At 71.5% G+C, this 17,992-nt stretch carries 14 protein-coding genes and 1 tRNA gene; 6 read left to right on the plus strand and 9 right to left on the minus strand.

From position 1 onward, the window contains the following. Positions 1–53 precede the first annotated feature (53 nt). The 3 genes from hutU to AB0E67_RS26775 form a co-directional block, all read right to left on the minus strand. The gene (gene hutU, locus AB0E67_RS26765; RefSeq protein WP_362031253.1) at positions 54–1,715 is read right to left on the minus strand and encodes a urocanate hydratase; all 1,662 of its coding nucleotides are present in this window, start codon (positions 1,713–1,715) and stop codon (positions 54–56) included. A 140-nt stretch (positions 1,716–1,855) separates the two neighbouring features. Then, positions 1,856–2,392 carry a hypothetical protein gene (locus AB0E67_RS26770; protein WP_362031340.1) on the minus strand — a complete coding sequence of 179 codons (537 nt, stop codon included), beginning with the start codon at positions 2,390–2,392 and terminating at the stop codon, positions 1,856–1,858. A 197-nt stretch (positions 2,393–2,589) separates the two neighbouring features. After that, positions 2,590–3,435: a MurR/RpiR family transcriptional regulator gene (locus tag AB0E67_RS26775; RefSeq protein WP_073792104.1), complete on the minus strand. Its 846-nt coding sequence runs from the start codon at positions 3,433–3,435 to the stop codon at positions 2,590–2,592. A 328-nt stretch (positions 3,436–3,763) separates the two neighbouring features. On the opposite strand from AB0E67_RS26775, the gene AB0E67_RS26780 reads away from it, so the two are divergent. Next, positions 3,764–4,183 carry a hypothetical protein gene (locus AB0E67_RS26780; RefSeq protein ID WP_362031255.1) on the plus strand — a complete coding sequence of 140 codons (420 nt, stop codon included), beginning with the start codon at positions 3,764–3,766 and terminating at the stop codon, positions 4,181–4,183. 412 nt (positions 4,184–4,595) lie between these two features. Here the strand turns inward: AB0E67_RS26780 and AB0E67_RS26785 are convergent, their stop codons facing one another. Further along, positions 4,596–6,002, minus strand: a complete 1,407-nt coding sequence (locus AB0E67_RS26785) for a cystathionine beta-synthase (RefSeq protein WP_362031257.1) — start codon at positions 6,000–6,002, stop codon at positions 4,596–4,598. A gap of 167 nt (positions 6,003–6,169) precedes the next feature. Between AB0E67_RS26785 and AB0E67_RS26790 the strand changes: the two genes are divergently transcribed. The 3 genes from AB0E67_RS26790 to AB0E67_RS26800 all read left to right on the plus strand — a co-directional run bounded on the left by AB0E67_RS26790 (position 6,170) and on the right by AB0E67_RS26800 (position 10,252). Further along, complete coding sequence (locus AB0E67_RS26790) at positions 6,170–7,264, plus strand: SGNH/GDSL hydrolase family protein (RefSeq protein ID WP_362031342.1); 1,095 nt, start codon at positions 6,170–6,172, stop codon at positions 7,262–7,264. A gap of 335 nt (positions 7,265–7,599) precedes the next feature. Then, positions 7,600–8,820: an acetyl-CoA C-acetyltransferase gene (locus AB0E67_RS26795; RefSeq protein WP_362031259.1), complete on the plus strand. Its 1,221-nt coding sequence runs from the start codon at positions 7,600–7,602 to the stop codon at positions 8,818–8,820. A 592-nt stretch (positions 8,821–9,412) separates the two neighbouring features. Beyond that, a complete protein-coding gene (locus AB0E67_RS26800) occupies positions 9,413–10,252 on the plus strand; it encodes a hypothetical protein (protein WP_362031261.1) in 840 nt (279 codons plus the stop codon). Positions 10,253–10,407: 155 nt separating this feature from the next. Here the strand turns inward: AB0E67_RS26800 and AB0E67_RS26805 are convergent, their stop codons facing one another. From AB0E67_RS26805 to AB0E67_RS26825, 5 genes are all read right to left on the minus strand, one after another. Beyond that, positions 10,408–10,725 carry a hypothetical protein gene (locus AB0E67_RS26805; protein ID WP_362031263.1) on the minus strand — a complete coding sequence of 106 codons (318 nt, stop codon included), beginning with the start codon at positions 10,723–10,725 and terminating at the stop codon, positions 10,408–10,410. 156 nt (positions 10,726–10,881) lie between these two features. Then, positions 10,882–11,769: a Bax inhibitor-1/YccA family protein gene (locus AB0E67_RS26810; RefSeq protein ID WP_362031265.1), complete on the minus strand. Its 888-nt coding sequence runs from the start codon at positions 11,767–11,769 to the stop codon at positions 10,882–10,884. A gap of 152 nt (positions 11,770–11,921) precedes the next feature. Next, on the minus strand, positions 11,922–12,269 hold the full coding sequence (locus AB0E67_RS26815; protein WP_362031267.1) for a metalloregulator ArsR/SmtB family transcription factor: 348 nt from the start codon (positions 12,267–12,269) through the stop codon (positions 11,922–11,924). Between the two features lie 247 nt (positions 12,270–12,516). Further along, a complete protein-coding gene (locus AB0E67_RS26820; RefSeq protein WP_362031269.1) occupies positions 12,517–13,566 on the minus strand; it encodes a PP2C family protein-serine/threonine phosphatase in 1,050 nt (349 codons plus the stop codon). A 34-nt stretch (positions 13,567–13,600) separates the two neighbouring features. Next, positions 13,601–13,686: transfer RNA gene (locus AB0E67_RS26825), tRNA-Leu, on the minus strand. Positions 13,687–14,407: 721 nt separating this feature from the next. On the opposite strand from AB0E67_RS26825, the gene AB0E67_RS26830 reads away from it, so the two are divergent. Both AB0E67_RS26830 and AB0E67_RS26835 read left to right on the plus strand, forming a co-directional pair. Next, complete coding sequence (locus AB0E67_RS26830; protein WP_351517204.1) at positions 14,408–15,178, plus strand: ABC transporter ATP-binding protein; 771 nt, start codon at positions 14,408–14,410, stop codon at positions 15,176–15,178. Between the two features lie 154 nt (positions 15,179–15,332). Further along, a complete protein-coding gene (locus tag AB0E67_RS26835; RefSeq protein WP_362031271.1) occupies positions 15,333–17,861 on the plus strand; it encodes an FtsX-like permease family protein in 2,529 nt (842 codons plus the stop codon). The last annotated feature ends 131 nt before the right edge of the window (positions 17,862–17,992 follow it).

The raw sequence follows: 17,992 nt of genomic DNA on the forward strand, positions 1-17,992 counted from the left end.
GCCCGTGCCCGCGTCTCCCGTTCCCGTACCGGCTTCGGCGCCTGGGGGCCGGTTCACTGGTCGCCCTCCGTCATCGGCACGCGCACGCCCTTCTCGGCGGCGACGGACTCCGCGATGTCGTACCCGGCGTCGACGTGCCGGATGACGCCCATGCCCGGGTCGTTGGTGAGGACCCGGCGGATCTTCTCGCCCGCCAGCGGGGTGCCGTCGGCGACGGTCACCTGCCCGGCGTGGATGGAGCGGCCCATGCCGACACCGCCGCCGTGGTGGAGGGAGACCCAGGACGCGCCGGACGCCACGTTGACCATGGCGTTCAGCAGCGGCCAGTCGGCGATCGCGTCGGAGCCGTCGAGCATGGCCTCGGTCTCGCGGTACGGGGAGGCCACCGAGCCGCAGTCGAGGTGGTCGCGGCCGATCGCCAGCGGGGCGGCCAGTTCACCGGAGGCGACCATGTCGTTGAACCGCTCGCCGGCCCGGTCGCGCTCGCCGTAGCCGAGCCAGCAGATCCGGGCGGGCAGTCCCTGGAAGTGGACGCGTTCACCGGCCATCGTGATCCAGCGGCGCAGCGACTCGTTCTCCGGGAAGAGGTCGAGGATCGCCCTGTCGGTCTTCTGGATGTCGGACGCCTCGCCGGACAGCGCGGCCCAGCGGAACGGGCCCTTGCCCTCGCAGAACAGCGGCCGGATGTAGGCCGGTACGAAGCCGGGGAACGCGAACGCCCGCTCGTAGCCCGCGAGTCGCGCCTCGCCGCGGATCGAGTTGCCGTAGTCGAAGACCTCGGCCCCGGCGTCCATGAACCCGACCATCGCCTCGACGTGCCGGGCCATCGACTCCCGGGCGCGGGTGGTGAAACCCGCCGGGTCCTTGGCCGCGTACGAGGCCATGTCGTCGAAGTCGACCCCGGTCGGCAGGTACGAGAGCGGGTCGTGCGCGCTGGTCTGGTCGGTGACGATGTCGATCGGCGCGCCCTCGGCCAGCATGCGCGGCAGCAGCTCCGCCGCGTTGCCCAGCAGCCCGATGGACAGCGGCCTGCGGGCGTCGCGTGCCTCGACGGCCAGCTGGAGCGCGTGTTCGAGGGAGTCGGCGCGCACGTCCAGGTAGCGGTGCTCGATCCGGCGCTCGATGGCGCGCGGATCGCAGTCGACGCAGAGCGCGACGCCGTCGTTCATGGTCACGGCGAGCGGCTGGGCGCCGCCCATGCCGCCGAGCCCCGCGGTGAGCGTGATGGTGCCCGCGAGCGTTCCGCCGAACTTCTTCGCGGCGACGGCGGCGAACGTCTCGTAGGTGCCCTGGAGAATGCCCTGGGTGCCGATGTAGATCCACGATCCGGCGGTCATCTGGCCGTACATGGTGAGCCCGAGGGCCTCCAGCCGGCGGAACTCCTCCCAGTTCGCCCAGTCACCCACCAGGTTGGAGTTGGCGATCAGCACGCGCGGCGCCCACTCGTGCGTCTGCATGACGCCGACCGGGCGTCCGGACTGGACGAGCATCGTCTCGTCCTGCTTGAGCGTCCGCAGCGTGCGCACCATCGCGTCGAACGAGCGCCAGTCGCGGGCCGCCTTGCCGGTGCCGCCGTAGACGACGAGCTTGTCGGGGTGCTCGGCGACCTCGGGGTCCAGGTTGTTCTGGAGCATCCGGAGGGCGGCCTCCTGCTGCCATCCCAGGGCACTCAGTTCCGTACCGCGCGGTGCCCGTACCGGTCGGGGTCCTGACATGGCGACGCCTCCTCGTGACTTGTAAGCCTCCTATTCACATCCTGATGTTCTGAATACTCGTAGTCAACAGTCCCGCGTGGGCCCGGTCGGCGCGGCCCGGCGAGACAGCCCGGCGCTCCCGCCCCGTGCGGCGCGCTGCCTCAGCGGCGCCGCCGCGCCCCGCCGGGCCCGGCGTCGCCCGCCATCGGCCCGGTCGTCCGGTACTCCTCCACCTGCCTGCCCGCGGGCCGCCCGCGCGCCACCCGGTCGGTCCTGACCCAGTACAGGACGTCGTCGCGGTGCTCGCGCCGGCCGATCCGGAGGGCCTTGATCCAGAGCCCGGCACCCGCCCCGGCGAGCACCAGCCCACCTGCCCCGGGCAGCAGGAACGCGCTCGCCACCGCCGCCAGGAACGCCCCGAGCAGCCACCACCGGTGCCGACGCCGCCAGTCGCGCACGGTCACGGCCCGGTCCTGGAGGAAGTCGGACCGCCCGGCCCGGGTGGCACGCCCGGCCAGTTCCGCGTAGCGCCGACCGCGTACGAGCGCCACTGCGGCCGCCGTGATCAGGAACAGCGCCGCTCCGGCCAGCAGCCCGATCCGCCGCCCGGTGACCCCGGGCACCAGGGCGCCGACGGCCGCGGCGACCAGCCCCGGCCACCACAGCGGCGCCGCCCCGGCCCGTACGACCACGGCCACTCTCGCCAACGACCGCGCTCCGCGCCCCACGTCGTACCCCTCTCGCTCGCGGCTCCTTCTGGCCTCCGGGCCCGCAGGCTAGTGGCCGCGGATGAAGGGGGTCTGAGAAACCGGCACGGCCGACGGGGGCGTCAGCAGTACGAACATCACGCGATCGTCCGGCGCCCGGTGCGCACCGCGTCGGGACGGCCGGAACGTCACTCGACGAAGAGCCCCCGCGCCACCGCCCGCGCGTCGAACTCCTCCAGCCGTGCCTGCGCATCGGGCAGGTCGTCGCACATGGCCTCCAGCAGCACCCGGCCCAGCAGCATGGGCGCGCACGCGGTGTCGAAGGCGAGCCCGGTGCCGACGGCCGCCGGGATCAGCAGATCGCTGAACTTCGCGACGGGCGCGAAGGCGGAGTCCGCGACCGAGACGACGGCCAGTCCCTGTTCCCGCGCGTAGCCGAGCGCGTCGACGACCTCCTTCGGGTGCCGGGGCAGCGCGAAACAGATCAGGGCCGTGGCGCCCGCCCGGCGTGCCGCGTCGATCCGGTCGTGCAGCATGCTGCCGCCCTCGTCGAGCACCCGGACGTCGGGGTGGACCTTGGCCGCGAAGTAACCGAACCCCCGCGCCTGCGAGGAGGCGGCCCGCAGTCCGAGCACCGGCAGCGGCCGGGAGGCCGCCAGCATCCTGCCCGCGCGTTCGACGGGCGCGGGGTCGGCGAGCAGATCGGCCAGGTGCCGGAGGTTCTCGATCTCGCCCAGGACGGCCTGCTGGTACTCGTTGTACGTGTCGTCACCGCCGCCCGGACCGGGTCCGGCGGGGGCGACCTCCCGCAGGTGCTTGCGGAGCGCCGGATAGCCGTCGAAACCGAGCGCCACCGCGAACCGGGTGACGGACGGCTGACTGACCCCGGCGAGCTCGGCCAGCTCCACGCTCGACAGGAACGGGACGTCCCCGGCTCTGCGCACCATCCAGTGCGCGATCCGCCGCTGGGTGGGGGTGAGCCGACGCCCTTCGAAGAGCTGCTGCAACCGCGCGGCCGGGTTGCTCCCGCTCATGCTGTCCTCTCGGTAGTTCCGTCGCACCACGGTCCGGCGCCGACAAAACCATTCAGCCAGCAAGGCGCCTGCATGTCCATATGCAGCAGGGCCCGGACGGGACGCCGACAGCTGCGGTGGGACAGGATGGCGCCGCGCCTCGTAGCCGTCGCGTCCGGCTTCTACGACCGGTCCCGTTCCGGCCGGTGCTCCAAGTGGATGCCGGGCGTCGCCCGGGGCCAGTACGCGCGGTGGAACGGCCGGAGGAAAACAGCGGTGGAACGGCCGGAGGAAAACAGGGGGGATAGCCCCACTGCCCGCAAAGCCGCCGGTTCGTACCGTGAGAGTCATGGAAACCCGAGACCCGGAGCTCAAGACCGAACTCGATGCCGCCCTGCACGCCCGTAACGAGCTGGGTTCGGATTACGAGTCCGCGCTCGTCGAGTCCTTCCTGGAGAAGGTGGAGCAGCGGCTCGACACCACCCTGGACCGGCGCGTACGGCGTCATCTCGCCGAGCAGCAGGTGAGCGTCGCCAGAGGGGCGCGCCAGCCGCAGCCCCTGGGCGGTTTCGGGGAGCGCTACGGCTTCGGGATCATCTCGCTGATCCTGGCCATTCCTCTGTCGGCGATCGCCGCCGCGGCCTCGCACACCGAGGGCCTGATCATCGCCTGGCTCGGCATCATCGGCGTCAACGCCGTGCACGCGGCCCGCGACTGGCCCTGGTTCCGGCGTCGTTCCGGCCACTCGAAGTCCGACTGGGACGAATGAGCCCACCGCGGGACCGGACGGGCCCGGAGGGGCTACGGAAGCACGGGACCGGACGGGCCCGGAGGGGGCAACGGAAGAAGGAAGCACCAGGCACGAGGCACGAGGCACGAGGCACCGGCAGTGTCGCGGGGACCGCCGCACCCCCGGAGCCCGGGGGGCGGGACGGCGACGGTCCCCGCGAGGAACACGGTCCGGGTCGGGGCCGGTCACCGCGTCCGGGCGACGGCGGAGGTCCGGGAGCCGCTCCGTAGTCCGTGTCGCCGTATCGGGTGTCGGCCGGTTTCCCCGCCGACACCCCTCACTGTGTCGGACCCGTGTTAAGCCGGTGCTGCGCGCACGTGTCGCGCTCGTACCGTTTTCGCGAAGCCCGCACGGGCGCGTTCGCGAAGCCGTGCCCGGCGGGCCCGGAGTGCTACGCCTTGCCGCCCGCCGCGTCCTTGGCCAGGAACGCCAGCAGGTCCTGCCGGCTGACCACTCCCTTGGGCTTGCCCTCGACCAGCACGATCGCCGCGTCCGCCGCGTTCGTGCCGCCGAGCACCGCCATCAGGTCCTCGACCGGTTCGCCGGAGCCGACCTGCGGCAGCGGCGGCGACATGTGCTTCTCCAGCGGGTCGGAGAGCGAGGCTCGCTGCGCGAACAGCGCGTTCAGCAACTCCCGTTCCACCACCGAACCGACGACCTCGGCGGCCATCACGTCCGGGTGGCCCGCGCCCGGCTTCACGATCGGCATCTGCGAGACGCCGTACTCGCGCAGCACCTCGATCGCCTCGCCGACGGTCTCCTCGGGGTGCATGTGGACGAGCGCCGGAACCGGGCCGTCCTTGTGGTCGAGCACGTCCCCGACCCGGGCCGACGGGCCCGCGTCCTCCAGGAAGCCGTAGTCGGCCATCCACTCGTCGTTGAAGATCTTGCTGAGGTACCCGCGTCCGCTGTCCGGCAGCAGGACGACGACCACGTCGTCCGGGCCCAGCCGCCCGGCGACCTCCAGGGCCGCGACGACCGCCATGCCGCAGGAGCCGCCGACCAGCAGGCCCTCCTCCTTGGCGAGACGGCGGGTCATCTGGAAGGAGTCCTTGTCGGACACGGCGACGATCTCGTCCGTGACCGTCCGGTCGTAGGCGGTCGGCCAGAAGTCCTCGCCGACGCCCTCGACGAGGTACGGGCGCCCGGAGCCGCCGGAGTAGACCGAGCCCTCGGGGTCCGCGCCGATGACCTTGACCGCGCCGTCGCTGACCTCCTTCAGGTAGCGGCCGGTGCCGCTGATCGTGCCGCCGGTGCCGACACCCGCGACGAAGTGGGTGATCTTCCCGTCCGTCTGCTGCCACAGCTCCGGACCGGTCGTCTCGTAGTGCGAGCGCGGATTGTTCGGGTTGGAGTACTGGTCGGGCTTCCAGGCCCCCGGCGTCTCGCGGACCAGCCGGTCGGAGACGTTGTAGTACGAGTCAGGGTGTTCGGGGTCGACGGCCGTGGGGCAGACGACCACCTCGGCACCGTAGGCGCGCAGTACATTGATCTTGTCCGTGGACACCTTGTCCGGGCAGACGAAGATGCACTTGTACCCCTTCTGCTGGGCGACGATCGCCAGGCCGACACCCGTGTTGCCGCTCGTCGGCTCGACGATCGTGCCGCCGGGCCGCAGCTCGCCGCTCTCCTCGGCCGCCTCGATCATGCGCAGGGCGATGCGGTCCTTGACCGAACCGCCGGGGTTGAAGTACTCGACCTTGGCCAGAACCGTCGCCTGGATGCCGGCTGTGACGCTGCGCAGCCTCACCAGCGGGGTATTGCCTACAAGACTGATCATCGAATCGTGGAATTGCACCGTCTGCTCCGGGGTCTCCGTATGGGGTGCGGCAAGCGTATGCGCACAGGTGGGAGAACGGGCGGGAGAACGGACGGAGTGATTGAGCGACGGCCGCCGCGGGGCAATGAGATGTACGTACGGCGGTACGGCGACGAGAGGTGGACCGGACTGTGTCGAGAGCACGAGTGGCACGGCGGATCGCGGCGGGCGCGGCCTACGGCGGCGGCAGCGTCGGGCTGCTGGGCGCGGCGGCGGTAGGCGTCCTGCTGGCGGAGGTCCAGCTGGCGAAACGGCACGTGGGCGGCGGCACCGCACCGGTTCCGCCGAGCGCGGACGGGCGGTACGGGGTGGCGTTCGCCGGTCCCGCCGAACCGCTGCGGCTGGGGTTGCTGGGCGACTCCACGGCCGCCGGGCAGGGGGTGCGCCGGGCCGGCCAGACACCGGGGGCGCTGCTCGCCTCGGGGCTCGCGGCGGTGTCCGAGCGGCCCGTGGACCTGCGCAACGTGGCGCAGCCGGGCGCCCGCTCGGACGATCTGGAGCGGCAGGTCTCGTCGCTGCTGGCCGATCCGTGCGCCGTGCCCGACGTCTGCGTGATCATGATCGGCGCGAACGACGTGACGCATCGCATTCCCGCCACGCAGTCGGTGCGCTGTCTGACCACGGCGGTGCGCAGACTGCGTACGGCGGGCGCCGAGGTGGTGGTCGGCACGTGCCCGGATCTCGGCACGATCGAGCCGGTCTACCAACCGCTGCGCTGGCTGGCCCGCCGGGCGAGCCGACAGCTGGCGGCGGCCCAGACGATCGGCGCGGTGGAGCAGGGCGGGCGCACGGTGTCGCTGGGCGACCTGCTGGGGCCGGAATTCGAGGCGAACCCCCGGGAGCTGTTCGGCCCGGACAACTACCACCCGTCGGCGGAGGGGTACGCCACGGCGGCGATGGCGGTGCTGCCGACGCTCTGCGCGGCGCTGGGTCTGTGGCCGGACTCCGACCGGCTGGACGCGGACCGGCGCGAGGACATGCTGCCGGTGGCGAAGGCGGCCTCCCAGGCGGCCAAGGAGGCCGGTACCGAGGTCACCGGGGCCCGGGCGCCATGGGCCCTGCTCAAGCACCGCAGGCGGCGGCGCCTGCCCGCCGCGACGGAGCCCCACCCGCACCCGAGGACGGGCGGGGACACGGCACCGCGGAAGGCGGCCCCCGCGGAGGCGGCGGCCGAGTCGTACGGGGAGCCGCGAAAGGAGAAGGAACGGAGAAGGTCGTCGCGGGACCTCCGTACCAATTGACGGCGGCCCGCCGCAGGGCGGTCCGGCCCCAGCGAGTCGGCGACCGACCGGGCGCGACGGCGCGACGGCCGGACGGACGGCCCGGGTCGGCGAGCGACCGTACGACTCGGGGCGGCGACCGGCCGGGGCCGTACGACGGGCTCGGCGGCTGCCGGACAGGACGGCCCGGCAGCCTGCCGGACGGCCGGCGGGAACGACCGGGCCCCGGACTGAGCGAGCGCTTAGAAAAGAGGTCGGCGTCACATGCGCTGCCCGATGACCCAGCATCTACGTACAGGTAACTTCCAAGTCAGCACCTGCCCGAACCCGCCTTCCAGCCCTCATGGAGCCGCGTGATGCCCGAAGCCGTGATCGTCTCTGCCGTCCGTTCCCCCATCGGCCGGGCCTTCAAGGGTTCGCTGAAGGACCTGCGCGCGGACGACCTGACCGCCACGATCATCCGGACCGCGCTGGACCGGGTTCCCGAGCTGGATCCGAAGGACATCGACGACCTGATGCTCGGCTGCGGCCTCCCCGGCGGCGAGCAGGGCAACAACCTGGGCCGGATCGTCGCCGTGCAGTTGGGCATGGACCACCTCCCCGGCTGCACGATCACCCGCTACTGCTCGTCCTCCCTGCAGACCAGCCGGATGGCGCTGCACGCCATCAAGGCGGGCGAGGGCGATGTCTTCATCTCGGCGGGTGTCGAGATGGTCTCCCGCTTCACGAAGGGCAACTCCGACAGCCTGCCGGACACGCACAACCCGCTGTTCACCGACGCCGAGGCCCGTACCGCCGCCCGCGCGGAGCAGGGCGGCGAGGGCTGGCACGACCCGCGCGAGGACGGCCTGGTGCCGGACGCGTACATCGCGATGGGGCAGACCGCGGAGAACCTGGCCCGGCTCAAGGGCATCACCCGCCAGGACATGGACGAGTTCGGCGTCCGCTCGCAGAACCTCGCCGAGGAAGCCATCGAGAAGGGCTTCTGGGAGCGCGAGATCACTCCGGTCACCACCCCCGACGGCACGGTCGTCTCGAAGGACGACGGTCCGCGGCCGGGCGTCACCATGGAAGGCGTGCAGGGCCTGAAGCCGGTGTTCCGCCCGGACGGGCTGGTCACGGCGGGGAACTGCTGCCCGCTCAACGACGGCGCCGCCGCGCTCGTGATCATGTCCGACACCAAGGCGCGCGAGCTGGGTCTGACCCCGCTGGCCCGGATCGTCTCGACCGGCGTCTCCGCCCTCTCCCCCGAGATCATGGGGTACGGACCGGTGGAGGCGAGCAAGCAGGCGCTGAAGCGGGCCGGGCTGACGATCGACGACATCGACCTGGCCGAGATCAACGAGGCGTTCGCCGCCCAGGTGATCCCGTCCTACCGCGACCTCGGCCTGCCGCTGGAGAAGGTCAACGTCAACGGCGGCGCCATCGCCGTCGGCCACCCCTTCGGCATGACCGGCGCCCGGATCACCACCACGCTGATCAACAGCCTCCGGTTCCACGACAAGCAGTTCGGCCTGGAGACCATGTGCGTGGGCGGCGGCCAGGGCATGGCCATGGTCATCGAGCGGATGAGCTGAGCTGGAGCGGAGGGTAGGGGCCGCCCGAGGAACGAGGGCGGCACCTGCCCGCAGCGCAAGCGAAGCGAAACGCGACCACCGACACGAGCGGATGAGCTGAGCTGGAGCGGAGGGTAGGGGCCGCCCGAGGAACGAAGGCGGCACCTGCCCGCAGCACAAGCGAAGCGAAACGCGACCAGCAACACGAGCGGATGAGCTGAGCTGGAGCGGAGGGTAGGGGCCGCCCGAGGAACGAAGGCGGCACCTGCCCGCAGCGCAAGCGAAGCGAAACGCGACCACCGACACGAGCGGATGAGCTGAGCTGGAGCGGGACTCGGACCAAGGGCGAAAACGGAGCGCGGACACGGGTGCGAATGGGCCCGTCTCGGCAGGGCCTCCGAGAATGGCCGGTTTCCGAGCCCCAGCCGTGACCGAATCTCCCCCAGGATGTGACCTACGTCCCGGGGGAGAGCCATTCTCGCAGGTCGCACCGGTGTGACCTTAAACGCCGGGCCGAAAGACCTGTCCAATTCGTGACGTAATGCACTGACACCAGGCGCGGGCACAGGACAAGCTGAGGTAGGAAGTCGGGGAATCCATCGGAACCGGGAGTATGTCAGTGAGCGCCATGTCTCTTGCCCTGTTGCTGACGACCGCCGCCGCCACGGCCGTGGGCGCCGCTGCTCTGTACGCCGCTCACGGGCTGCGCAAGCAGATCACCGCCCTCCGTACCGAGCTGGCCACGACCCGCGCCGACGGCGCCGCGGTACCCCCTCAGATACGCGCGGCGGTCGCCGAGGCGCTCGCCGAGGAACGGGAGCGTGAGCTGGCCGAGGCACGCGCCTTCTGGGCCTCCCAGGAAGCGCGGGACGCCGCCGACGCCCCGTCACTGCTGGGTGGGCTGTCCGGAGTCGGCGAGGAGACGTCGCTGTACATGCCGCGCCAGGCGGACTTCGCGGGCCTGGAGGCGATGGACTTCGACTCCGCCGAGGCGTTCGAGGAGCTGTCGGAACTGGCCGAGGTGGCCGAACTCGCGGAGGTGGCCGAGGTGACGGAGACCACGGAGTTCGCCGAGGACTCCCCCGAGCTGGCCGCGGCCCGCCGCCGTCACCCCTCGCACCCCGACTTCGTACCGGTGCGGACCCCGGTGGTCGCCGACCACGAGCGCACCGTGAACCGCCTCGAACAGCTCGCCGACAGCCGTACGGAACTCGCCGATGTGCGTCCCGGCCCGCTCGGCACCCTCGACGTGTACGTCTTCGCCGACGGCACCACGCTCTGCATGACGCCCGGTCACCGGGAGACGGCCGAGCGCCTGGCCGCGTCGCTGCTCGCCGGTGAACGCCCGGTGCTGCTGGGTGGTTCCGGTGTCTCCGGCGCGTACGCCCTGACCTTCTCGTGCGGCGAGGAGAACGTCTACATACTGGCCGATCGCGTCATCGCCTCGTTCTAACCGGACCACTGCCCCGCCGAACCACCGAGCGCCGAACCACCGAACCACCGGACCAACGACCTCCGGCCGCAGCCCTCCGCCCCCGGCCTTCCGCCCCGGCCTTCCGGCCCAGGCCGTCGCCTCTGCGGCCCGTCGCGCCACGCGGACCCGTCGCGCTACGCGAACGCCCGCTCGGCCGCCTCCTCAACGAATCGCACGGCCTCGCCCAGTTCGGTCGACGAGGCCGTTTCCAATGCCGCCGCCAGGTCGTGCCCCGCCACGGCGAGTTGGTCACCGACGGCGAAGATCCCGGCGTCAGGCATGAGCCGCGGCTCCCTGTCCGGTGCCTCGACGCGCTGGGCCCTCGACGCGAGTTCCCTGGCCGTGGCGAGCCCCTCGGCGGCAGCGCCGCGCTGCAGACGGCTCTGCGGGGCGGCACGGAGCCGGTCGGCGAATCGGTCCACGGCGGTGATCAGCGCAGTCGTATCGAGCACCCCGCGACCCTACGCGCCCTCCCGTCCCGGCTGCCAACATGGATACGGGGAAACCAAGACGCGCATACGGGAACGGCCCGCAGGCGCGGTGCCTGCGGGCCGTTCCCGTACCCGTCACGGGGTCGGTGGGTCTCCGTGCGTCGGTCGTCCCGTGCGTCAGTCGTCGCCGCTGAGGATCGAGAGCAGACGCAGCAGCTCCAGGTAGATCCACACCAGGGTCATGGTGAGACCGAAGGCCGCCAGCCAGGACTCCTCGCGGGGCGCGCCGTAGGCGATGCCGTCCTCGACCTGCTTGAAGTCCAGGGCCAGGAAGCACGCACCGAGGACGACCCCGATGATGCCGAACAGGATGCCGAGGCCACCGGAGCGGAAGCCCAGACCGTCACCGCCGCCGAAGACGGCGAACAGCAGGTTGACCACCATCAGCAGCATGAAGCCCATGGCCGCGGCCATGACGAAGCCGTAGAAGCGGCGGGTGACACGGATCCAGCGCATCTTGTACGCCAGGAGCACACCGGCGAAGACGCACATGGTGCCCAGCACCGCCTGCATCACGACGCCGGGGCCGATGTACGTGCTGACCGCGCTGGAGATCACTCCGAGGAAGACGCCCTCGAAGCCCGCGTACGCCACGATCAGCGCCGGGACCGGCTTGCTCTTGAAGGACTGGATGAGCGAGAGGACGAACGCCACCAGGGCGGCGCCGATCGCGATTCCGTACGACTTGCCGAGGTTGGCCGGATCGACCGGCAGCAGGGCCCAGGCGAGAACGGCACCGAGCACCACGGTGCCCAGCGTGATCGCCGTGCGCGTGACGACGTCGTCGATCGTCATCGCGCCGGAGCGCGCGGGCGCCTGCGGAGCGCCGTACTGGGTGTCCGGCTGGGCGTAGGGGTTGGTGGCGTACGGGTTGGCGGCGGTGCCCTGGGCGTACGGGTTGGCACCCGTGACGGGGGCCCCGGCCTGCGGCGCCGCGTTGAAGCCCGCGTATCCGTTGTCGCGGCTGAAGCCCCGTCGCGAGAAGACCGGGTTGCTGCTCCTCATCTCACTCCTCCATGGCCACCCTGCGTGGCCTTCCCACAAGAGTAATGGGTAGGCAAAGGATTCAGACTAGTGCCTGAGGAGGATCTTTACCGAACCGAAGGACGACGCGCAGCTCTTTTCCCGCCCCCGTGTCCGAGGCCGCCGGAACCCGTTCAGTCCTGTGGCCTGTCCGGCCCGGTGGCGCGCAGGTCGGCCAGCAGTTCGGCCTGGCCGGCCAGGACCCCGGACAGGATGGTGCGCGCGACCCGCAGGAGCTCCGCCACCTGAGGGTTGGCCAGGGAGTAGTAGACGCCCGAACCCTCCCGGCGCGCGACGACGAGATTGGCCCGCCGCAACACGGCCAGCTGCTGCGAGAGATGGGCGGGCTCGACACCGATCCCGGCCAGCATCTCGGACACGGCGTGCTCCCGTTCACTGAGCAGTTCGAGCACCCGGATGCGCACGGGGTGCCCGAGCGTCTTGAAGAACTCGGCCTTCAGCTGGTACAACGGCGCGCTCATCGAACCGGCCTCGTGCCCTCGGCCCCGGCCGTCCGGCCGACCCACCGCGGCCATGTGTGTGCCCTGCATCGCGTCCACTCACAACTCTTCGCCATGGAGTCATCCTCGCGCGTCCACCCGGACGTGCTGACCTCGTGAATTATCGAAACCCGGAACCGGAGGCCCGAAAACGGAACCGGAGCCCCGAACCGGCGGCCGGAAGCCCGGAGACCCGGAACATTCTGACGGGCCGCCGCGGGGAGCGGCGTCATGGGGCTCCCACACCCCGCGGGGGCACGGTGACCCAGACACATTTGCCCTGGCCGTCCGGGTCCTCGCGAACGACCGCGGTGCCCGACAGGCCCCGGGTGAGCTCGCTGACCATGGCCAGACCGCCGACCGTTCCGACGGCCGGTCCGTGCAGCGCGGGCCGGTACGGGTGGCGGTCGTGCACGCCGAAGGCGAACGTGTGCAGCTCCAGGAGCGCGGTGCGGAAGGGGACGCCGCCGACGCCCAGCGGCGCGCCGGTGGGCAGGTCCAGGAGGCGGGGCGCGCGGCCGGGGTGGACAGAGGGCGGGCGGCGGATGACCGGCCAGGGCGACGCGGCAGGTGCGCCGACGGGGTCGACCACGGCGTAGACGCAGGTGGCGGTCGTCTCGTGCAGATCGGCGGTGACCCGGTCCAGGTGCCGGAGCACCTGATCGGGAGGGAGTTCGAGCCCGGCGAGTGCGCGGGTGGCGGTGCGCAGCTGCCCCATCGTGGCGGCGGCGTTGATCCCGTGACCCATCACGTCGCCGACGACGAGGGCGGTCCGGCCGCGCGGGAGGGGGATGGCGTCGAACCAGTCGCCGCCGATCCCGCGGGCCGCCTCCGCGGCCAGGACCCGGAAGGTCCGTGGCCCCTTGCCGACCGGGGTACTGGTGTCGGCCGCCGCGAGGACCGATTCGAGGACTTCGACCTCCGCGATGTCGCTACCTCGCCCGCCACCAACTCCGCCAGTTCGCGCTCCAGCGCGCGCACCGTCGCCTCTTCGCAGACGATGCCCAGGGCGTACGCGTCGCCCCGCTCGTCCAGGAGCCGCATGTCGCGGAACTCCATGCGGCGCGTCGAGCGGTGGCAAAGGCACGGCGAGCGGACCCCGGAGAGGGCGAGCGGCGACGGTGGAAGAAGACGGCGATTCGGGGGCAGAGGGCGCCGCGGGACTCGGAGAGAAGGGGCGGCGCAGGCCGGACGAGGAGAGACCGGAAGCAGCGACCCGAGGCGGTGGTGGCGGCGGTGCGGCAGGGGACGGAGGCCGAGGCCGTGGGAGACATGTCACCGGGCGAGCCGCCTCTCGGCCGCCAAGCGCGAAGTGGTGCCCGGAACCGGACTCGAACCGGTACGCCCCCGAGGGGCAGCGAGGTTTAAGCTCGCCGTGTCTGCATTCCACCATCCGGGCCTGGCGCGCGGCTCCGCGTTGGCACATGACCCTATCCGGGGGCTTCCTCCGATCAGCGGATGAGTGGCGCGATGTTGTCTTATTTTATTGACCGTTTGAGGGTGCGTCAGCACTTCGGGGCATGCATCGTCACATGCCTGGGCGGGGTAGTGGGTACGGCGGATGGCAATCCGGATTGACGTAAAGTCGCCGCACCCGGACGGGCGCTTTCGCCAGGTGCGCGCCAGTGGCCGCCACGGCCGCGCCACCGCACCGGCCGGACGGGCCCTCCGCGCGGGTCTGGACGGCCGGGTGGGCGGGGTCCCGTGCCGTGCGTCGCACGGCGGCGCACGGGGCCGCGGCGGGCGAGTCCCGGCCCGGTGGAGGGCGTCAGCCTCCGGCCCCTCGGCGTCCCCCGTAAGAGGACCGCCGCCGGGCCCGTACCGGCGCCCGGCCCCCGCGTCCACGACACGGAACACGGTGCTCCCGGGGCGGCGGGTTGACCCCCGGGTGCCACCCGGCCCGGCGGACCGTCTCGGGGTCGATGTCATACCGGAGGAGGACATCGCGCTCCGCCGATGCGACTCAAGACGACCCCGGGAACGGGCACGGGGACTGACGAAACGCGGCAAGGCAGCGGTGAGGATGAAGAGGTCCGAAAACGATCGGACACCTCGAACGCACCTCAGGCACACGACCCCGGACGAGACCCTCGTCCGGAGCCCCGGATCAGGAGATTCCCGTGACCACCACTTCCACCGCACACCGCGTCACCACGGTGGCTGCCCGCGCCACGGATCTGTCGAAGGTCTACGGCGAGGGCGAGACCAGGGTCACCGCCCTGGACCGGGTCTCCGTCGACTTCCCGCGCGGCGAGTTCACCGCGATCATGGGCCCGTCCGGTTCGGGCAAGTCCACGCTGATGCACTGCGTGGCCGGTCTCGACAGCTTCAGCAGCGGCTCGGTGCGCATCGGGGACACGGAGCTGGGGTCCCTCAAGGACAAGCAGCTCACCCAGCTCCGACGGGACAAGATCGGCTTCATCTTCCAGGCGTTCAACCTGCTGCCGACCCTGACGGCGCTGGAGAACATCACGCTCCCCATGGACATCGCCGGCCGCAAGCCCGACGAGGCGTGGCTGCGCCGGGTCATCGACATGGTCGGGCTCTCCGAGCGGCTGTCCCACCGGCCGACCCAGCTCTCCGGCGGTCAGCAGCAGCGCGTGGCGGTGGCCCGCGCCCTGGCCTCCAAGCCGGAGATCATCTTCGGTGACGAGCCGACCGGGAACCTGGACTCCCGTTCCGGCGCCGAGGTCCTCGGCTTCCTGCGCAACTCGGTGCGCGAGATGGAGCAGACCGTGGTGATGGTGACCCATGACCCGGCGGCGGCCTCCTACGCGGACCGGGTGATCTTCCTCGCGGACGGCCGGATCGTCGACCAGATGATGCACCCCACCGCGGACGGGGTCCTCGACCGGATGAAGGCGTTCGACGGCAAGGGCCGCACCAGCTGAGCCCCGCCCTCCCGCACGCCCGAGTCCCGCTCCTCCCGCACCAGCCCGGAGCCCGCCCCCGCCGCGCGGCCGGATCCCTTCCTTCCGCGCGCCCGGGGCCCGCCCGCGCACGCGCTCTCTGCCGGACCCCCTCCCTTTCCCAGGACTGACAGACATGTTCCGTACCGCCCTGCGCAATGTGCTCGCGCACAAGGCCAGGCTGCTGATGACCGTCCTCGCCGTGATGCTCGGCGTGGCCTTCGTATCCGGCACCCTGGTCTTCACCGACACCCTCGGCAACGCCTTCCGCAACCAGTCGGCGAAGAGCTACGACGACATCGCCGTCGCCATCACCACCCGGGCCGACCAGCGCGACCCGAAGGCGCCCGCCGGCGTCACCACCGCCGGCCTGGCGAAGATCCAGGGCCTGGACGGCGTCGACACCGCCACCGGCCGCGTCAACGGCTTCGCCGGGGTCGCCGACCCCGACGGCAAGCTGATCGGCAACGGCTGGTCCAACACCGGCGCCAACTTCTTCCCCGGCAAGGACGGCAAGGACGCCGCGTACACCTTCGTCGACGGCAAGGGCCCGGACGCGGCCGACCGGATCGCGCTCGACGAGCAGACCGCTAAGAAGGGCGAGTACAAGGTCGGCGACCGGGTCCGGGTCGCCACCAACGGTCCGGTGAAGGAGTACACCCTCTCCGGTGTCTTCACCACCGAGGACGGCGCCGTCAACGCGGGCGGCAGCCTGGTCCTCTTCGAGACCCCGGTCGCCCAGAAGCTGTACCTGCGGCCCGGCGAGTTCATGAACGTCGACATCTCCGCCGCGTCCGGCGCCTCCGCCGACAAGCTGCTGGCCGAGGTGAAGCCGCTGCTGCCGAAGGGCGCCGACGCCCGGACCGGCCAGGACCTCGCCGACGAGCAGGCCAAGAACATCGAGAGCGGCCTGAGCAGCCTCAACACGATGCTGCTCGCCTTCGCCGCGATCGCGCTCTTCGTCGGGATCTTCCTGATCGCCAACACCTTCACCATGCTGGTCGCCCAGCGCACCAAGGAACTGGCCCTGATGCGCGCCGTCGGCGCCTCCCGCCGCCAGGTCAAGCGCTCGGTGCTGCTGGAGGCCGCCGTGGTCGGCGCGCTCGCGTCGGTCATCGGCTTCGTGCTCGGTCTCGGACTCGCCGTCGGCCTGCGCTCCGCGATGAGCCTGACGGGCGGGAAGATCCCGGCCGGACCGCTCGTCGTCTCGCCCACCGCGGTCGTCGCGGCGCTGGCGGTCGGTGTGCTGATCACCGTGCTGGCCGCCTGGCTGCCCGCCCGCCGGGCCGCGAAGATCCCGCCGGTGGCGGCGATGAACAGCGTGCACGCGACCGCGACGGTCAAGTCCCTGGTGCTGCGCAACTCGATCGGCGGCTTCCTCACCGCTGTCGGCGCCGCGGGCATCGCGGCGGGCGCGTCCATGGGCTCGGACGGCCGGACGGTCATCGGGGCCGGCGCGTTCTTCGCGCTGATCGGTGTCATCGTGCTGATCCCGCTGCTGTCGCGGCCGGTCGTCGCGCTGGTCCGCCCGCTGCTGAAGAAGCTGTTCGGCGTCTCCGGCAAGCTGGCCGCGCAGAACGCGGTCCGCAACCCGCGCCGCACCGGCGCCACCGCCTCCGCCCTGGCGATCGGGCTCACCCTGGTCACCGGCATCTCGGTCCTCGGCGTCACCCTCGGCCAGGCGGTCGACCGGATGACGACGGACAACGTCAAGGCCGACTACATGGTCTCGATGGCGAACGGGGACACGCTCGACCCGTCGGCGCTCGCCGCCCTGGAGAAGGCGGACGGCGTCGAGGCCATCACGCCCCACCAGTACGCCTGGCCGGAGTTCGGCGGCGAGCACCTGCCGGCCTCCGGGGTCGCCGCCGACGACGTGTCCGAGCTCTTCGCCGTCAAGACGGTCTCCGGCTCGATCGACTCGCTGCGCGACGGCGAGATCGCCGTCACCGAGAAGGTCGCCAAGTCGAACGGCTGGAAGACCGGGGACACGCTTCCGGTCGTGTACGAGGACGACAAGAAGGAGAAGCTGAAGATCGGGGCGGTCTACGAGGGCAACGAGTTCCTCTCCTCCGTCCTGATGTCGAAGGACGTCCTGAACCGGCACGCCGACCACCCGTACATCCGCGAGGTCTGGCTGAAGATGGACGGCGGCGAGACCGCCGCCAACGAGAAGGCCGTGATCAAGGCGCTCGGTGACAACCCGGCGATGAGCATCATCGACCGTCAGGGCATCCGGGACATGTTCGGCGGCTTCGTGAACACCGCCCTGAACATCATGTACGGCCTGCTGGCGATGGCCCTGATCATCGCGGTGCTCGGCGTCGTCAACACGCTGGCCATGTCGGTCTTCGAACGCCAGCAGGAGATCGGGATGCTGCGCGCGATCGGCCTGGACCGGCGCCGGGTGAAGCGCATGATCCGGCTGGAGGCCGTGGTCATCTCGCTCTTCGGAGCGGTGATCGGTGTGGTGCTCGGTACGTTCCTCGGCTGGGCGATCGGGCAGACCCTGAAATCCTCCATCCCGGGCTACGCCCTGGTCGTCCCGTGGGACCGGATCGGCATCTTCCTGCTGCTCGCCGGGCTGGTCGGGGTCCTGGCCTCGCTCTGGCCGGCCCGCAGCGCCGCGAAGCTGAACATGCTGACGGCGATCAAGACGGAGTAGTCCGGAGCCGAACGGTTCGCGGCCGGACGGCTCATGACCGGACGGCTCCCCACCGAGAGGTTCGACGGCCGAGGGCCGGTACCCGCAGCCCACTGCTGCGGGTACCGGCCCTCGGTGCGTTCCGGTCAGGT

Origin of the sequence: Streptomyces sp. NPDC032161 (genome assembly GCF_040636995.1) — a bacterium.
Taxonomy (GTDB): Bacteria; Actinomycetota; Actinomycetes; order Streptomycetales; family Streptomycetaceae; genus Streptomyces.